Annotated in this window: 17 protein-coding genes; 8 read left to right on the top strand and 9 right to left on the bottom strand. The window is 67.8% G+C overall.

All coding sequences use genetic code 11. The features are described from left to right. Positions 1-4: 4 nt before the first annotated feature. The 6 genes from nuoH (at position 5) to KBZ12_RS02385 (ending at position 4,434) form a co-directional block, all read left to right on the top strand. Positions 5-1,168, top strand: coding sequence for an NADH-quinone oxidoreductase subunit NuoH (gene nuoH, locus KBZ12_RS02410; RefSeq protein WP_254956116.1), 1,164 nt, complete (start codon positions 5-7; stop codon positions 1,166-1,168). 79 nt (positions 1,169-1,247) lie between these two features. Continuing rightward, positions 1,248-1,880, top strand: a complete 633-nt coding sequence (gene ndhI, locus KBZ12_RS02405) for an NAD(P)H-quinone oxidoreductase subunit I (RefSeq protein WP_254956115.1) — start codon at positions 1,248-1,250, stop codon at positions 1,878-1,880. After that, positions 1,880-2,506, top strand: a complete 627-nt coding sequence (locus KBZ12_RS02400; protein ID WP_254956114.1) for an NADH-quinone oxidoreductase subunit J — start codon at positions 1,880-1,882, stop codon at positions 2,504-2,506. The genes ndhI and KBZ12_RS02400 overlap by 1 nt, the downstream gene beginning before the upstream one ends. Next, a complete protein-coding gene (nuoK, locus tag KBZ12_RS02395; protein ID WP_254956113.1) occupies positions 2,503-2,832 on the top strand; it encodes an NADH-quinone oxidoreductase subunit NuoK in 330 nt (109 codons plus the stop codon). Before KBZ12_RS02400 ends, nuoK begins: the two co-directional genes overlap by 4 nt. 27 nt (positions 2,833-2,859) lie before the next feature. After that, positions 2,860-3,849, top strand: a complete 990-nt coding sequence (locus KBZ12_RS02390) for an NAD(+) kinase (protein WP_254956112.1) — start codon at positions 2,860-2,862, stop codon at positions 3,847-3,849. Positions 3,850-3,879: 30 nt separating this feature from the next. Beyond that, positions 3,880-4,434 (top strand): CYTH domain-containing protein, encoded by a 555-nt coding sequence (locus KBZ12_RS02385; protein ID WP_254956111.1) that lies wholly within the window; start codon positions 3,880-3,882, stop codon positions 4,432-4,434. 2 nt (positions 4,435-4,436) lie between these two features. Here KBZ12_RS02385 and KBZ12_RS02380 read toward each other — a convergent pair whose 3' ends face one another. Then, positions 4,437-4,700, bottom strand: coding sequence for a LuxR C-terminal-related transcriptional regulator (locus KBZ12_RS02380; RefSeq protein WP_254956110.1), 264 nt, complete (start codon positions 4,698-4,700; stop codon positions 4,437-4,439). A 97-nt stretch (positions 4,701-4,797) separates the two neighbouring features. Here KBZ12_RS02380 and KBZ12_RS02375 point away from each other — a divergent pair, with 97 nt between their 5' ends. Further along, complete coding sequence (locus KBZ12_RS02375) at positions 4,798-5,730, top strand: methylenetetrahydrofolate reductase (RefSeq protein ID WP_254956109.1); 933 nt, start codon at positions 4,798-4,800, stop codon at positions 5,728-5,730. On the opposite strand, the gene KBZ12_RS02370 is transcribed toward KBZ12_RS02375, so the two are convergent. The 6 genes from KBZ12_RS02370 to KBZ12_RS02345 form a co-directional block, all read right to left on the bottom strand. Continuing rightward, positions 5,692-6,873: an NDP-sugar synthase gene (locus tag KBZ12_RS02370; protein ID WP_254956107.1), complete on the bottom strand. Its 1,182-nt coding sequence runs from the start codon at positions 6,871-6,873 to the stop codon at positions 5,692-5,694. The two genes, KBZ12_RS02375 and KBZ12_RS02370, sit on opposite strands and share 39 nt — an antisense overlap. 47 nt (positions 6,874-6,920) lie before the next feature. Beyond that, entirely contained in the window at positions 6,921-7,811 is an 891-nt protein-coding gene (locus KBZ12_RS02365) for a segregation/condensation protein A (protein ID WP_254956105.1), read from the bottom strand. Positions 7,812-7,908: 97 nt separating this feature from the next. Then, positions 7,909-8,298, bottom strand: a complete 390-nt coding sequence (locus KBZ12_RS02360; RefSeq protein WP_254956104.1) for a lipopolysaccharide assembly protein LapA domain-containing protein — start codon at positions 8,296-8,298, stop codon at positions 7,909-7,911. Positions 8,299-8,413: 115 nt separating this feature from the next. Continuing rightward, entirely contained in the window at positions 8,414-10,015 is a 1,602-nt protein-coding gene (locus KBZ12_RS02355; RefSeq protein WP_254956103.1) for an NAD(P)H-quinone oxidoreductase subunit 4, read from the bottom strand. A gap of 118 nt (positions 10,016-10,133) precedes the next feature. Next, positions 10,134-12,155, bottom strand: a complete 2,022-nt coding sequence (locus KBZ12_RS02350; protein WP_254956102.1) for an NAD(P)H-quinone oxidoreductase subunit 5 — start codon at positions 12,153-12,155, stop codon at positions 10,134-10,136. 97 nt (positions 12,156-12,252) lie between these two features. Further along, positions 12,253-13,005, bottom strand: coding sequence for an NnrU family protein (locus KBZ12_RS02345; RefSeq protein WP_254956101.1), 753 nt, complete (start codon positions 13,003-13,005; stop codon positions 12,253-12,255). A 119-nt stretch (positions 13,006-13,124) separates the two neighbouring features. On the opposite strand from KBZ12_RS02345, the gene KBZ12_RS02340 reads away from it, so the two are divergent. Beyond that, positions 13,125-14,126: a LysR family transcriptional regulator gene (locus KBZ12_RS02340; RefSeq protein ID WP_254956100.1), complete on the top strand. Its 1,002-nt coding sequence runs from the start codon at positions 13,125-13,127 to the stop codon at positions 14,124-14,126. On the opposite strand, the gene KBZ12_RS02335 is transcribed toward KBZ12_RS02340, so the two are convergent. After that, positions 14,101-14,826 carry a DUF3172 domain-containing protein gene (locus KBZ12_RS02335; protein ID WP_396100463.1) on the bottom strand — a complete coding sequence of 242 codons (726 nt, stop codon included), beginning with the start codon at positions 14,824-14,826 and terminating at the stop codon, positions 14,101-14,103. The two genes, KBZ12_RS02340 and KBZ12_RS02335, sit on opposite strands and share 26 nt — an antisense overlap. Further along, positions 14,823-15,170, bottom strand: a complete 348-nt coding sequence (locus tag KBZ12_RS02330) for an NAD(P)H-quinone oxidoreductase subunit M (RefSeq protein WP_254956099.1) — start codon at positions 15,168-15,170, stop codon at positions 14,823-14,825. The genes KBZ12_RS02335 and KBZ12_RS02330 overlap by 4 nt, the downstream gene beginning before the upstream one ends. Positions 15,171-15,292: the final 122 nt, after the last annotated feature.

The raw sequence follows: 15,292 nt of genomic DNA, 5'->3' as shown, positions 1-15,292 counted from the left end.
TCTGATGCTGTCCACTGGCCTGCTGGGTGCCACCGTTACGCCCCCTGGTACTCCCCCTGGTCTCGATCTCCAGTCGAGCTTCATCGACCTGGCCCAGGCCATGGGCCTCACCGCCGGTGCCGCCCGCCTGCTCTGGTTGCCCCTGCCGATGGTCCTGGTGCTCGTGGGGGCCGTGGTCGGCGTCCTGGTCAGCGTCTGGCTGGAGCGCAAGATCTCCGCGGCGGTGCAGCAGCGCATTGGCCCCGAATACGCCGGTGCCCTGGGCGTGCTCCAGCCCCTGGCCGATGGCCTCAAGCTGGTGTTCAAAGAGGACATCATCCCGGCCAGGGCCGACTCCGTGCTCTTCAGCCTTGGTCCGGTGCTGGTGGTGGTGCCGGTGATCCTGTCCTGGCTGGTGGTGCCGTTCGGCCAGAACCTGCTGATCAGCAACGTGGGGGTGGGCATCTTCCTGTGGATCGCCCTGAGCAGCATCCAGCCGATCGGCCTGCTGATGAGCGGCTACTCCAGCAACAATAAGTACTCCCTGCTCGGCGGCCTCAGGGCGGCGGCCCAGTCGATCAGCTACGAGATTCCCCTGGCCCTGGCGGTGCTGGCGGTGGTGATGATGAGCAACTCCCTCAGCACCGTCGACATCGTTGCCCAGCAGACAGGGGCTGGCATCCTGAGCTGGAACATCTGGCGCCAGCCCGTCGGCTTCGTGATCTTCTGGATCTGCGCCCTGGCGGAGTGCGAGCGCCTTCCCTTCGACCTTCCGGAGGCCGAGGAGGAGCTGGTGGCCGGCTACCAGACGGAATACTCCGGCATGAAGTTCGCCCTCTTCTATCTGGGCAGCTACATCAACCTGGTGCTGTCGGCGCTGCTGGTGTCGGTGCTCTACCTGGGCGGGTGGAGCTTCCCTGTGCCCGTCGAGTGGATCACCGGCTGGCTCGGGGTCTCCCCCGATGCCCCCCTTGTCCAGGTGATCACCGGTTCGATCGGCATCGTCAGCACGATCCTGAAGGCCTACCTTCTGGTTTTCTTCGCGATCCTGCTGCGCTGGACCACCCCGCGGGTGCGGATCGACCAGCTGCTCGACCTGGGCTGGAAGTTCCTGCTGCCAATCGCCCTGGTCAACCTGCTGGTCACCGCCGGCCTCAAGCTGGCCTTCCCGGTGGCCTTCGGCGGCTGAACCCGTTCGCCGGATACCAACAAAGCGGCCCGCACGGGGCCATCATGGTCCCCATCCCGTAACCCCCCACGCCCCAGCCATGTTCGGGTTTCTCAAGCAAGTCGGTGACTACACCCGGGAGGCGGTGAGCGCGGCCCAGACGATGACCCAGGGGCTGGCGGTCACCTTCGATCACCTGCGCCGGCGGCCGATCACGGTCCAGTACCCCTACGAGAAGCTGATCCCCTCCGAGCGCTACCGGGGAAGGATCCACTACGAACTCGACAAGTGCATCTCCTGCGAGGTGTGTGTGCGGGTGTGCCCCATCAACCTGCCGGTGGTCGATTGGGTGATGAACAAGGCCACCAAGAAGAAGGAACTGCGCAACTACTCGATCGATTTCGGGGTGTGCATCTTCTGCGGCAACTGCGTGGAGTACTGCCCCACCAACTGCCTCTCCATGACCGAGGAGTACGAGCTGGCGGCCTTCGATCGCCACAGCCTCAACTACGACAACGTGGCCCTCGGCCGCCTGCCCACCAGCGTCACCTCCGACCCGGCCGTGTTCGCCCTGCGGGAATTGGCCTACCTTCCCAAGGGTGCCCTTGATCCCCATGGGGTGCCTGCCAGCGAGCCCCGTGCGGGCCAGCTGCCTTCCCAGGTACTCGAATCCCTCCAGAGGGAGAAGGCCCAGAGCGGCGCCACCCCTTCCGACAGCTCCGGAGAGTCCTGATGTCGATCGCCTCCACCACCCAGCAGATCTGCTTCCTCGTGCTCTCGGCCACCACCGTGGTCGGATCACTCGGCGTGGTCCTGCTGCCCAACATCGTCTATTCCGCCTTCCTGCTCGGCGGTGTTTTCCTTTCCGTTGCCGGGCTGTATCTGCTGCTCAATGCCAGCTTCGTCGCGGCGGCCCAGATCCTCGTCTATGTGGGCGCGGTCAATGTGCTGATCCTGTTCGCGATCATGCTGGTGAACAAGCAGGAAACCCTCGCCGCGATCCCGGGGCTGCTGGTCCGTCGGCTGTTGTCTGGGGCCGTCTGCGCTGGACTCTTCGCGCTGCTGTTGCGGGTGGCCTTCACCACCAACTGGGCGCTGCCGGGCCCGCCGCCCGTGGGCGAAGAGGCCACCATCCGCATTGGCGAGCACCTGTTCACCGATTACCTGCTGCCCTTCGAGCTGGCCTCGGTGCTGCTGCTGATGGCGATGATCGGCGCCATCGTGCTGGCCCGTCGCGACGTCTTCAGCACCGACGTGATCACCGGTGAGCCGGCCGATCAGGGGCTGATCGAAAAAGACCGCACCCCCCTGCTGATCGAGAAATCCGCCCCCGCTCCCACCCTCCTTTCCAAGCCATGAGCACCGACCTCGCCTCTCCGATCCCCCTCGAGGCCTTTCTCTCCGTCGCGGCCATGCTGTTCTGCGTCGGCGTCTGGGGGCTGATCAACAGCCGCAATGCCGTGCGTGTGCTGATGAGCATCGAGCTGATGCTGAATGCCGTCAACATCAACCTGATGGCCTTCTCCGACTACCTCGATGGCCAGCTGATTCGGGGCCAGGTGTTCGCCATCTTCGTGATCACCGTGGCTGCAGCCGAAGCGGCCGTCGGCCTGGCCATCCTGCTGTCCCTCTACCGCAACCGCGAAACGGTCGACATGGAGCGCTTCAACCTGTTGCGCTGGTAACGGTGCCAGCCTCGCGCGATCCGGCCCATGCAGATTGAGAGGGTCTGGCTGATCCTTCGCAAGGGCAGCCAGGCGGCCCAGCGTCAGGCCCGCCGCTGTGCCCAGGACCTGCGTTCCCAGGGGGTCAACGTCACCACCGCCGTCAGCGGCCTGGGATTGAATCCCTTTCCTGGCCTTCTGGCCACCGAGAGCGACCTTCCCGACCTGGCCGTGGTGCTTGGCGGCGATGGCACGGTCCTGGCGGCAGCCCGCCACCTGGCCAGTTTTGCTGTGCCGGTGCTCAGCTTCAATGTCGGCGGCCACCTGGGCTTTCTCACCCACGAGCGACGCCTGCTCAGGCTGCAGGGCGATGGCCATGGGGAGCCCGGTGGCCATGATCCGGACGACACCCTCTGGCAGCGTCTGCGGGACGACCGCTTCGCGATCGAGAGGCGCATGATGCTGGAGGCCCGGGTCGACCGGGGCGACGGCGTGCCCCAGCAGGGGGACGTGGCCTCCGACGGCGAGCTCAGCGGGGTCGGCGATGGCCCCCACACGGCCCTCAACGACTTCTACTTCCGGCCCGCTCTCGACGAGCTCTCCCCCACCTGCATGCTCGAGCTCGAGATCGACGGGGAGGTGGTGGACCAGTACCGGGGCGACGGCCTGATCATCGCCACTCCCACCGGTTCCACCGGCTATGCGATGGCCGCCGGCGGACCGATCCTGCATCCGGGCATCGAAGCGATCGTGGTCACGCCGATCTGCCCGATGAGTCTCTCCAGCCGGGCGGTGGTGGTCCCTCCCGGTTCGCGGCTTTCGGTCTGGCCCCTGGGGGAGTCCAGCCGTCGGGTCAAGCTCTGGAAGGACGGCGCCCATGCCACGGTGCTCGAACCCGGCGATCGCTGTGTCCTGCAGCGGGGCCGCCATCCGGTGCTGATGCTTCAGCTGGAGCAGAGCCCCTCGTACTACAGCACCCTCACCCACAAGCTCCACTGGGCCGGCAGCCTCACCGCTGGCGAACCGTCCCGCAACTGACCGGCTCCGACCCGCCCTGCCCCCCTCCCCATGGCCCTGGAAATCGAGCGTCGCTTCCTTGTCAGCGGCGACCAGTGGCGCCCCCATGCGCATGGGGCCAGGGCGATCCGGCAGGGCTATCTGGCTACCGGGAACGGGGAACTCACCCTGCGGGTGCGGCTGGCCAGGGCCCCCGATGGCGCCATGGCGGCGTACCTCACCCTCAAGCTGCCAGCCGTCGGCGCGGCGGCCGCGTCAGCCCCTCCCGGTTGGGCCCTGACGCGGCAGGAGTACGAGTACCCGATCCCGGCCATCGATGCGGAGGCCCTGTTGGAGCAATCCGCCCATCAGGTGAGCAAGACGCGCTACGGCCTGGATCTGCCCGGTGGCGATTGGGTGCTGGATGTGTTCGAGGCCGCCAATGCCCCCCTGGTGGTGGCGGAGGTGGAGCTGGAGCGGGCCGACCAGGCGGTGGCCGTTCCCGCCTGGTGCTCCAGAGAGATCACCGGCCGTCGTGACCTCAGCAATGCGGCCCTGGCGCACCGTCCCCTGGCGTCGTGGCCGGCGCATGAACGCGACGCGCTTCAGTGGCCCCAGGGCCGCTGAGCTCAGCCGGGCCTGGACGGGTCGACATGGGGCAGGGCGCAGCAGTTGAAGCCGTCGCGGCAGATCTTGCCGTGGTCCATGGCCCAGTTCAGCAGGGCCACCCGGTTCTTGACGCCGGTCTTGGTGAAGATGTTGCTGACGTGGTTGTCGACGGTGCGCTTGCTGATCGTCAGCTGGCCGGCGATCTCCAGGTTGGTGAGGCCCGTGGCCACCAGCTCGATGATCTCGAGTTCCCGCTCCGATAACTCGCTGCGTGCATGAAGCATGGGACGCTCCGGGGACGGGGACATCGACGGAGCCGGCGGCTTGCTCTCAGCCATCGGCTCCTCGGCAGTTCCTTTCACTCTAGGCAGCGGCTGATCCATGATGCCCCTGTCATGGAGATGGCCGTTGCAGCTTCGAAAGGCCCTGGCGGAAGGTCGCTTCGCCATCACGGCGGAAGTGACCCCGCCCCGTGGGGGCGATGCAGGCCGCACCCTGGAAGCCGCGGCGGCGCTGCGGGGCCTGGTGCAGGCGGTCAACGTCACCGACGGCAGCCGGGCGGTGATGCGGATGAGCAGCCTGGCGATGTGCCGCCTGCTGCTGGAGGCCGGCATCGAGCCCGTCCTGCAGATGACCTGCCGCGACCGCAACCGCATCGCCCTCCAGGCCGACCTGCTCGGCGCCCACGCCCTTGGCATCCGCAACCTGCTCTGTCTCACCGGTGACCCGGTGCGGGCCGGGGATCAGCCCGGGGTCCGGGCGGTGAATGAACTCGAGGCGGTGCGGCTGCTGCAACTGGTGCGGTCCTTGAACGCCGGCGAGGATCCGGTGAAGGGGGAGCTGCCGGACGGGGCCACGGCCCTCTTCCCCGGCGCCGCCGCCGATCCCCAGTCGCCGAGCTGGAGCGGACTGTGCTCCCGGGTGCGGCGCAAGCAGGAGGTCGGCGCCCGCTTCCTCCAGACCCAGATGGTGATGGACACCGCCTGCCTGCGGCGCTTCGTCGAGGAGATCACCGCCCCGCTTGGGCTGCCGGTGCTGGCCGGGGTGTTTCTGCTCAAGTCGGCGCGCAATGCCCAGTTCATCAACCGCGTGGTGCCCGGGGCCCGCATCCCCCAGTCCCTGATCGATCGGCTCGCAGGCGCCGCCGATCCGGCGGCGGAAGGCGTGGCCATCGCCGCGGAACAGGTGGCCTCCTACCGCTCCATCGCCCAGGGGGTGCACCTGATGGCCATCAAGGCCGAGCACCGCATCCCCCAGATCCTTCGATTGGCGGGCCTAGGGGGCGCCGCTGGCGGCGAGGTCGGAGCCGAGTAGCTCGGCCATGGCCTTCTGCTGCGGTGAAGGGGTGCCGACGTCCTGGCGGCGGGAGTCGGTGATCAGCCAGTCGAGGGCGGCTTCCTGCAGATCGAAATGGTCGCCGTTGCGGTCGACGCAGTAGCGGCCATAGACAAGCTTCTCGACGAGGTGCACACCGGCACCGATACGGGAATAATCGAAGATGATCGAGTTGTCGATCGTGGCCCCTTCGCAGATGTGGCAGCTCGGCCCGATCATGGCCGGCCCGATGATGGTCACACCGTTCTCGATGCGGCTCATGCCGCCCACGAAGATCGGCCCCTTGACGTGGATCTTGTCCCAGTCGGCCGCCACGTTCAGGCCTGCGAAGATCCCCGGACGCACTTCCTTGCCGGGAATCTGCACCTGACGCACGTGCCCCTGCAGAACACTCCTGATCGCCTGCCAGTAATCCGGCACCTTGCCGATGTCGACCCACTCGAACTCCATGGGCAGGGCATAGAAGGGGGCCCCGGATTTCACCAGCCTGGGAAAGAGATCGGCGGCGATGTCGAAGGGCTCCCCGCTGGGGATGAAATCGAGGACAGCCGGTTCGAAGATGTAGATGCCCGTGTTGATCATGTCGCTGGCGGCCTCTTCCACCGACGGCTTCTCCTGGAAGGAAAGGACCCGGCCGGCCTCGTCGGTCACCACCACCCCGTAACTGCTCACCTGATCCCGGGGCACCCGCTTGGTGATCAGGCTGGCCATCGCGCCCTTCTCACGATGGCGCCGGACGGCTTCGGTGAGGTCGAGGTCGATCAGGGCATCGCCGCAGAGCACCACGAAGGTGTCGTCGAAAAAGGCCTGGAAGTCCTGAATCTTCTTCAGCCCTCCAGCCGAACCCATCGCTTCACCAATCAGCTCCCCATCACTGATGCGTCCTTCGAAGCTGTAGGCGATCTGGACATCGAAACGCTGCCCATCGCGGAAGTAGTTCTCGATCTCCTCTGACAGGTGGGAGACGTTGACCATGATTTCGTTGAAGCCATGCTCCCGGAGCAACTCGAGCAGAAACTCCATTACGGGCTTCTGCAGGATCGGAATCATCGGCTTGGGGGTGGTGTGCGTGATCGGCCGCACCCGTGTTCCCTTGCCTGCCGCCAGGATCATCGCCTTCATCGGCGTCGTTTCATGTCGGAGGTGAAAGGGCAGCCTAAGGAGAAAACTCAGGCTGCCACTGCCTCCAGAGCCGGCCCCCTATCTGACCCCTGCCCAGGCAGCCTTGGCAGGCTGAGCGCCTCGACCCGTTCCTCCCGGCGGCAACGCAGGCTGAGGGGCCCGTAAAGCCCGCCCGCCTGTTCCAGTTCCACCTTGCCCTGGGAGGAGAGGAACAGCAGGGCCCAGAACACCCCCACCCGGTCCTGGTCGAGGTCCTCGTCGGCCGGCGCGCTTGCGACCGCCTCCGCCCAGGCGCCCACCAGGGCATCGAAGGCCACCCATTCGACGCTTTCGGCGGTGGGGGTCCACTGCAGCAGGAAGCGGCTGAGGGCGGCGGTGGTTTCCGGCAGTTTCTCGCGGTGGGCCAGGGAGGCCACCTGGGCGATCGCGGCCCGTTCGCTGTAACGGCGCGCCCGGGGCCGGTGGCGCCCTTCCCCCCCGTCCTGCTCGAGCCGCTCGGCGATGTCCTCCAGTTGCCGGATCAGTTCCCCCAGGGTGACGGGGCGCTGCAGGGGCGGTGGCGCCACTGGACGGCGGTGCAGGTGCCGCTCCGGCCGCCGGGGCAAGGCCAGGGCTCCGGGGTCCCAGCCGACGTCGTCCTCGGCGGAGAAGGGGTCTTCCAGCAGAGGCTCGGGCGGAAAGGTGGCCGACTCGAGCAGTTCCGCCTTGAGTCCCACCAGCACCGAGGCGGCCAGGAACGCCTCACTGGATTCCGCCAGATCCCTTTCGTAGCTCCCCCCCTGGGGTGCCAGACGTCTGGGCAGCTCGATGCGCTGGCGCAGCTGGTCGAGGAAGCCGTCGACGACGGCGATCACATCCACGTCCCAGGGGTCGATGTCGCCCCGCTCGGCCGCGTCCTGGAGCAACCGGATGGCGAGTCTGGCGCCCGCTTCTGCCACGCGCGATGTCCTGCTCGGGGGGGCCTTCCGAGCGCAAGCTACCGGCTGCAGCCGGATGGCACCAGTCGCGGTGGTCACCGAACCGGCCCCATGGGCCTCAGTCGGCGGCCAGCGTGAGGCCGTCTTCGCCCGCCTCATGGGACGGGGCAGAGCTCTCCCCAGCCGCCGGCAGCAGGCCGAGCTGGGCGTCGACGGTGGCCCGGTAGCGCCGCAGATCGTTTTCCAGTTCGCTGATCCGCACCTGCTGGGCCTCCACCTCACCGCTGCTCTGCAGGGTTTCCACCTTCCGCACCACCCCGCTCCAGACGGCGTAGATCCAGGCGGCGGTGGCGCCGATGCCGCCCACCAGCAGGAGCAGGGCGGCCAACGGCAGGGTGCTGCTGACGCCCGGCAGGAAATGCACCGTGGTGGCCGTGGTGTTCTCCAGGGTGAACATCACCGTGGCCAAGCCGAAGCTGAAGATCAGAAGGAAATTGATCTGCCGCATGGAGACCCTCGCTGTGCGATGGAGGAGCGTAGGCATCCTCCCCGCAGGACGGAGCCATCACGACGGACCTGCGCAGGGTTTCGTAACCGGCCCCCTGCGCTGAGGGGGCCAGAAGTCAACCCAGGGCCGGGGCGTGCAGCAGGGCCGGTGGCAGGTTGCCGAAGGCCCCGGTCGCCATCACCGCCGGTACGGGGGCACGCCCCACCTTCACCAGGGCGACGGATTCCCGCTCGACCAGGGCCTCGATGGCGGCCCGGTAGCTGTCGGTGACCAGGCGCGGGTAGAGGCCGATGCCGATGATCGGCACCAGCAGGCAGGAGATGACGTAGATCTCCCTGGGTTCGGCGTCGACCAGGTGGGTGTGGGAGGCCAGCTCGGGATTCTCCTTGCCGAAGAAGATCTCCCGCAGCATCGAGAGCAGGTAGATCGGGGTGAGGATCACGCCGATCGCGGCCAGAACGGCGATCACGATGCGGAAGCTGAGGCTGTAGGCCTCACTGGTGGCGAAGCCCACGAACACCATCAGCTCCGACACGAAGCCGCTCATGCCCGGCAGGGCCAGGGAGGCCAGCGAGCAGACGGTCCAGAGGGCGAACATCTTGCGCATCTTCTGGCCCACGCCGCCCATCTCATCGAGCTGGAGTGTGTGGGTGCGGTCGTAGGTGGCGCCCACCAGGAAGAACAGGCTGGCTCCGATCAGGCCATGGCTGATCATCTGCAGCATGGCGCCGCTGGTGCCCAGGGCGCTGAAGCTGCCGATGCCGATCAGCACGAAGCCCATGTGGCTGATCGAGCTGTAGGCGATTTTGCGCTTGAGATTGCGTTGGGCGAAGGAGGTGAGGGCGGCGTAGATGATGTTGACCACCCCCAGGATCACCAGCAGGGGGGCGAACTGGGCATGGGCCTCCGGCAGCAGCTGCACGTTGAACCGCAACAGCGCATAACCACCCATCTTCAGCAGGATGCCCGCCAGCAGCATGTGCACCGGGGCGGTGGCCTCGCCGTGGGCGTCGGGGAGCCAGGTGTGCAGCGGCACCACCGGCAGCTTGACGCCGAAGGCGATCAGCAGGGCGGCGTAGCAAAGCACCTGGAAGCCGGTGCCGAACTCCTTGGCCGCCAGAACCGTGTACTCAAAGCTGGGGGCGCCGCCGCCGTAGAAGGCCATCGCCAGGCCCGCCAGGAGGATGAACAGGGAGCTGCCGGCGGTGTAGAGGATGAACTTGGTGGCGGCGTACTGGCGCTTCTTGCCGCCCCAGATGGCCAGGAGCAGGTACACCGGCAGCAGTTCCAGCTCCCAGGCCAGGAAGAACAGGAGCATGTCCTGCACGGCGAACACGGCGATCTGGCCGCCGTCCATGGCCAGGAGCAGGAAGTAGAAGAGCTTCGGCTTGAAGGTGACCGGCCAGGCCGCCAGGCAGGCCAGGGAGGTGATGAAGCTGGTGAGCAGGATCAGCGGCATGGAGATTCCATCCGCCCCCACCGACCAGGCCAGCCCCAGATCGGGCAGCCACTCCACCCGCTCCACCAGCTGCAGGCCCGCCTCGGCGGGGTCGTAGCCGCGCAGGTAGGCCGCGACGGTCACCAGGAAGGTGGTGAGGGCAACGCCGAGGGCGTACCAGCGGACCTGCTTGCCATCGCCCTTGTCGGGCACGAAGGGGATCAGCAGAGCGGCGCCGATCGGGAACAGAATCGCGGTGCTCAGCCAGGGAAAAGGCACAGAACGGTGCTGTCCATCTGGCCGGAGTGTAGAAATCCTCGCCTCCGCCCCACCCACCGGATGGGCGTTGTCACACACAGCGGGGCCCGGTCCGGTTGGGGGACGGCCTGGCCTCGACTCAGCCGAAGGCGCTGAAAAGAAGCACTAGGCCGATGACCCCGCCGAACACGATCAGGGCATAGAACTGGACGCGGCCGGTTTCGAAGTACTTGAGGCCCTCGCCGCTGCCGAGGGTGAGCAGGCCGGTGAGGTTGACCACCCCATCCACCACCTTGGAGTCGACGTCGAGCACCTGGCGGGCCAGCCGGCGGCTGCCCTGCACGAAGAGCTTCTCGTTGATGGCATCGAGGTACCACTTGTTGGCCAGGAAGCGGTTGATCGCCGGGAAGCGACCCGCCACGGCGGTGCCGAGGTCGATGCGGTGCAGGGCGTAGGCCAGCACGGCCAGGCCGATGCCGAGGCTGGAGATGGCGACCGAAGCGCCGGCCAGGGGCAGGAAGTCCCCCCAGCTGAAATGTTCGGCCACCTCGGCGGCCTCGACGGGATCGACGAGGTTGCCGAAGCGGCTGTTCCAGGGGGTGCCGAGCAGGCCGATCAGCACCGAAGGCACCGCCAGCACCACCAGGGGGGCGGCCATCTGCCAGCCCGATTCGTGGGGATGGCTGGCGTGGCCGTGGTGGCCGTCTTCGGTGGACTCTCCCGTGGCCTCCGGGGGCTGGCCCGCCGCGCTGAGCAGCTGGGCGCGGAGGCCGGCGTCCAGGCCGCGGAAGGGGCCCTCGAAGGTGAGGAAGTAGAGGCGGAACATGTAGAAGGCGGTCATCCCGGCGGTCAGGAAGCCCATGGCCCAGAGCAGCGGGAAGCTGTTGAAGGCCTGCCCGAGGATCTCGTCCTTGCTCCAGAAACCCGCCAGGGGGGGGATGCCGCTGATCGCGATGCAACCGATCAGGAAGGTGGCGGAGGTGATCGGCATGTGCTTCCGGAGGCCGCCCATCAGGCGCATGTCCTGGGCCAGCACGGGCTCGTGGCCCACCACCTCCTCCATGGCATGGATCACCGAGCCGGAGCCGAGGAACAGCATCGCCTTGAAGAAGGCGTGGGTGACCAGGTGGAACATGCCCGCCAGCGGGGCGCCGCAGCCCATGGCCAGCATCATGTAGCCCAGCTGGGAGACGGTGCTGTAGGCCAGGCCCTTCTTCAGATCCATCTGGGTGAGGGCGATCGAGGCCCCCAGGAACAACGTGATGGTGCCGATCACGGCGATCACCAGCTGAACCTGCGGGAAGGGCCCGTAGACCGGCTGCAGGCGGGCCACCAGGAAGACGCCGGCCGCCACCATGGTGGCCGCATGGATCAGGGCCGAGATGGGGGTGGGTCCCTCCATGGCATCGGGCAGCCACACGTGCAGGGGGAACTGGGCCGACTTGGCCATCGGGCCCATGAAGACCAGCAAGCAGAGCAGTACGGCTACCCCGGTGGGCAGGCCGCCTCCCGCCACGGCGGCGGAAAGCCGTTCACCGATCTCCTCGAAGCCGAAGCTGCCTGTGGCCCAGAACAGGCCAAGGATGCCGAGCAGCAGGCCGAAGTCGCCCACCCGGTTGACCACGAAGGCCTTCTGGGCCGCGTTGGCGGCGCCGTCGCGGTCGTACCAGAAACCCACCAGCAGGTAGGAGCACATGCCCACCAGCTCCCAGAACACGTAGATCTCGAGCAGGTTGGGGCTGATCACCAGCCCGAGCATCGAGCTGCTGAACAGGGCCAGATAGGTGAAGAAACGGACGTAGCCCTTGTCGTGGGCCATGTAGCCGTCGGAATAGACCATCACCAGCAGGGCGATGGTGGTGACCAGCGACAGCATCACGGCCCCGAGGGCGTCGACGCGGAAGCCCATCTGCAGGTGGAAGGTGCCGGCGCCGGCCCAGTCGAAGAGGACCTCCCTGGGGCCGGCTCCGGCCAGCTGCTCGGCCAGGATCGCGAAGCTGAGCACCGCCGCCATGCCCACGGAGGTGATGAGCAGCAGGGCCACCGGCTTGCGCAGGCGGTTGACGGTGCGGTTGAAAGTGATCAGCCCCAGGCCGGTGAGGCAGGCCCCCAGCAGGGGAAGCACCGGGATCAACCAGGCAAGTTCGGAAGCGGAGGGCATCCTGGAGGCTCTGTTGGCCGGAGTTTAGGCAGGCTCGCCCGCCTGGCTCCGGCTCTGTGGGGGCCTGCCCATCGACCTCCGCCGGCTGGCGGCAGCTTCAGCCCAGCCAGTGGGCGAGGGCCGTGCGCGAGAAGGTGGTGGCGCCGAGGCCGATCCAGCGGTGGGCCCACCAGAAGACGCCGATGGCGATGGCGATGCCCAACTGGGAGGGCCGCAGGAATTCCATCGCCACCAGCGTCTGGCGGCCGTCCAGCACGGCGGCGAAGGGCAGCACCGACGTGGAGGCCCGCAGCTCCTCGAAGGCGGCGCCGAAGCGGTGGCGCAGGCGCCGGTCCCCGTTCCAGACGGCGAACAGGTGGTGGCCGATCAGTCCCAAGCAGGCGACCAGGGTGAAGCTGGTGCCGATCCAGAGCAGGTGGGTGGCGCACCAGAGCACCTGGCCCACGGCCTGGGGATGGCGGCTCACCCGGATGATCCCGGTGGCGTAGAGGCGCACCTGGGGCTTCAGCACCGCCGGGATCTCCAGCAGGTTGTAGGTGGCCGGATACAGGAACAGAAAGCTGATGGCCGTGCCGGTCCAGACCAGCGGCACCACCCAGGGCTGGTACTGCAGGTTCCAGAGCCTGACCCCGTCGTAGCGGTGGGCGAGGAAGTAGCCCACCACCACCACCGCGGAAGGAATGCTGAGCCCGGCGAACAGCAGCCGCCAGAGCCGGGGCCCGATCCTCGCCTCCCCCCAGACCCTCAGCGAGGCCCCGCCGCTGTGGATCAGGGCGAAGAGCACCAGCAAGGCCAGCATCACCACGCTGCTGTGCTGGGGGCCCGCCAATAGCAGGGGAAGCGAGGGCATGGGGGAGCGGCGTCCTGGAGCGGATGTGACAGGTCGATTCTTGCCACCGGGCGAGCCCCCTAGAGTTCCGCTCGGCCTGCCGGCTCCGGCGAACGGTCCCCCCGAGGCCTCCCCGACCCATGGCAGATCTGCCTTTCACCCTCGACCAGCTCCGCATCCTGCGGGCCATCGCCAGTGAGGGCAGCTTCAAGAAGGCGGCCGACAGCCTCTACGTTACCCAGCCGGCGGTGAGCCTGCAGATCCAGAACCTGGAGAAGCAGCTGGATGTCTCGTTGTTCGACCGCGGTGGCCGCAAGGCCCAGCTCACCGAGGCCGGCCACCTGCTGCTCAGCTACTGCGACCGGATCCTGAGCCAGTGCCAGGAGGCCTGCCGGGCCCTCGATGACCTCCACAACCTGCGCGGTGGCTCCCTGGTGGTGGGGGCGAGCCAGACGACGGGCACCTACCTGATGCCCCGCATGATCGGCCTGTTCCGCCAGAAGTACCCCGACGTGGCGGTGCAGCTGCAGGTGCACAGCACCCGCCGCACCGGTTGGAGCGTGGCCAACGGCCAGATCGACCTGGCGATCATCGGCGGCGAGCTGCCGGCGGACCTCAACGACCTGCTGCAGGTGGTGCCCTACGCCAACGACGAGCTGGCCCTGGTGCTGCCCCCCAAGCACCCCCTCGCCCGCCTGCCCGAGCTCACCAAGGACGACCTCTACCGCCTGGGCTTCGTCTGCCTCGACGCCCAGTCCACCACCCGCAAGATGGTGGACCAGCTGCTGAGCCGCTCCAAGCTCGACGTGCAGCGGCTCAAGATCGAGATGGAGCTCAACTCCTTCGAGGCCATCAAGAACGCCGTCCAGGCGGGCCTGGGGGCGGCGTTCCTGCCGGTGGTGTCGATCGAGAGGGAGCTGGCCGCCGGCACCCTGTACCGCCCCCAGGTGGCCGACCTGATGGTGCGGCGCCAGCTGAAGCTGATCACCCATCCCGCCCGCTACTGCTCGCGGGCCGCCGACGCCTTCCGCCGTGAAGTGCTGCCGGTGTTCGCCAGCCCGGACAGCCCCCTGCGCCAGGCGCAGGCCTCACCGGGGCTGGCCGAGCGCAACGGGCTCAGAACTGATCGGCCTCCGGTGTGATGCCCACGGCGTCGTCGGCGGCGCCGGCGACCCCCCGGGTCTGGAATTTGTTGCCGGTGATGTCGGTCTGATAGACGCAGCGCACGATCGGTTTGTCGCGCACCGAGCCGATGTAGGCGAAGGTGTTCATGCGCTGCTTGCACTGGCGCATCTGCTCGGCGGTCACCGCCCCTTCCTTCTGCAGCACCGACCAGTTCTCCCGGCGAATGACGCAGCCGGGCTGGAGGGTGGGCTGGGTCACGAAGCTGCTGCTCGGGTTCATCGTGGTGTACAGCTCAATGTCCATCACGAAGGCGCTGGCCCCCCACTGCTTGCAGAATTCGGGGTCGGGCACCGCCATGTCGAGCTGCTGGGCGCTGGCGATGTTGCCCTGGTTGCCCTGGGTGGTGCTGGTCACGGCGCTGCCGATGCCGATGCCCACCACCAGCACCCCCGCCAACACCGCCACGGTGGCCACATTCAGCTGAATGTTGGGGCCACCGCCGCCCGGCGGGCCACCGCCGTTGCCGGAGGGGGGGCGCCCGCCACCACCACCGCCGTTCATCTCCCGACGCCCCTTGGCCCCGGTGCGGGGGTCGTCCCGGCGTCCGTAGCCCGTGGCGAAGCGGTCTGTTCGCTGCTCCATGGGCTCGTCGTACCGATCGGCCCGCGGGTCGTAGCGGTCCGGCCGCGAGCCGCCACTGCTGCGGGAGCGGGTCACAGCGTTTCCGGGCTGCGGGGCAGGCCCATCGAGTAGTTCAGCACCCTGGCCTCGGGGTTGTAGCTCACCTCGGCGGCCTGGAGCATCTGCCGGACGAGTCCCTCGAGTTCGGAGCCGATGCGGCGCAGGCTGTAGTCGCTCAGTTCCTGGCCGGCCTGGGCCGCCACCAGCGCCTTGAACTGGCCACGCACCTTCTCCAGGGCCGCCTCGTCCCAGAGGAACTCGTTGTCGGGATCGATGTCCAGGGTCAGCTGATCCGGGTCGGGGATCAGATCGTCGTTCTCAACCCGCGCCGTGAACAGACGGATGTGGCGGGTGGTGGACTTGAGCAGCGTCTCGACCATGGGCTGGGCCTCGGGGGCGGGAATACGGGGGAGGGGGCGGCACCCGTTGAGTGCTCCCAGGACTTTAGGTAGGCCGGAGCCCGAATCCGTCGCCCCTGTCCCCGGCCGCAGGTCGCCCCTGC

It is taken from the genome of Cyanobium sp. Cruz CV13-4-11, from assembly GCF_024346055.1.
GTDB lineage: Bacteria > Cyanobacteriota > Cyanobacteriia > PCC-6307 > Cyanobiaceae > Cyanobium.
This window is presented reverse-complemented; position numbering and strand designations above follow the sequence as displayed.

Excerpts from the sequence above, each read along its gene's own strand:
- KBZ12_RS02360 (WP_254956104.1), bottom strand. The coding sequence starts at position 8,298 with ATGCGGCAGATCAATTTCCTTCTGATCTTCAGCTTCGGCTTGGCCACG.
- KBZ12_RS02340 (WP_254956100.1), top strand. The coding sequence starts at position 13,125 with ATGGCAGATCTGCCTTTCACCCTCGACCAGCTCCGCATCCTGCGGGCC.
- KBZ12_RS02390 (WP_254956112.1), top strand. The coding sequence starts at position 2,860 with ATGCAGATTGAGAGGGTCTGGCTGATCCTTCGCAAGGGCAGCCAGGCG.
- KBZ12_RS02375 (WP_254956109.1), top strand. The coding sequence starts at position 4,798 with ATGATGCCCCTGTCATGGAGATGGCCGTTGCAGCTTCGAAAGGCCCTG.
- KBZ12_RS02350 (WP_254956102.1), bottom strand. The coding sequence starts at position 12,155 with ATGCCCTCCGCTTCCGAACTTGCCTGGTTGATCCCGGTGCTTCCCCTG.
- nuoH (WP_254956116.1), top strand. The coding sequence starts at position 5 with ATGCTGTCCACTGGCCTGCTGGGTGCCACCGTTACGCCCCCTGGTACT.
- KBZ12_RS02400 (WP_254956114.1), top strand. The coding sequence starts at position 1,880 with ATGTCGATCGCCTCCACCACCCAGCAGATCTGCTTCCTCGTGCTCTCG.
- KBZ12_RS02345 (WP_254956101.1), bottom strand. The coding sequence starts at position 13,005 with ATGCCCTCGCTTCCCCTGCTATTGGCGGGCCCCCAGCACAGCAGCGTG.
- nuoK (WP_254956113.1), top strand. The coding sequence starts at position 2,503 with ATGAGCACCGACCTCGCCTCTCCGATCCCCCTCGAGGCCTTTCTCTCC.
- KBZ12_RS02370 (WP_254956107.1), bottom strand. The coding sequence starts at position 6,873 with ATGAAGGCGATGATCCTGGCGGCAGGCAAGGGAACACGGGTGCGGCCG.
- KBZ12_RS02385 (WP_254956111.1), top strand. The coding sequence starts at position 3,880 with ATGGCCCTGGAAATCGAGCGTCGCTTCCTTGTCAGCGGCGACCAGTGG.
- KBZ12_RS02330 (WP_254956099.1), bottom strand. The coding sequence starts at position 15,170 with ATGGTCGAGACGCTGCTCAAGTCCACCACCCGCCACATCCGTCTGTTC.
- ndhI (WP_254956115.1), top strand. The coding sequence starts at position 1,248 with ATGTTCGGGTTTCTCAAGCAAGTCGGTGACTACACCCGGGAGGCGGTG.
- KBZ12_RS02380 (WP_254956110.1), bottom strand. The coding sequence starts at position 4,700 with ATGCTTCATGCACGCAGCGAGTTATCGGAGCGGGAACTCGAGATCATC.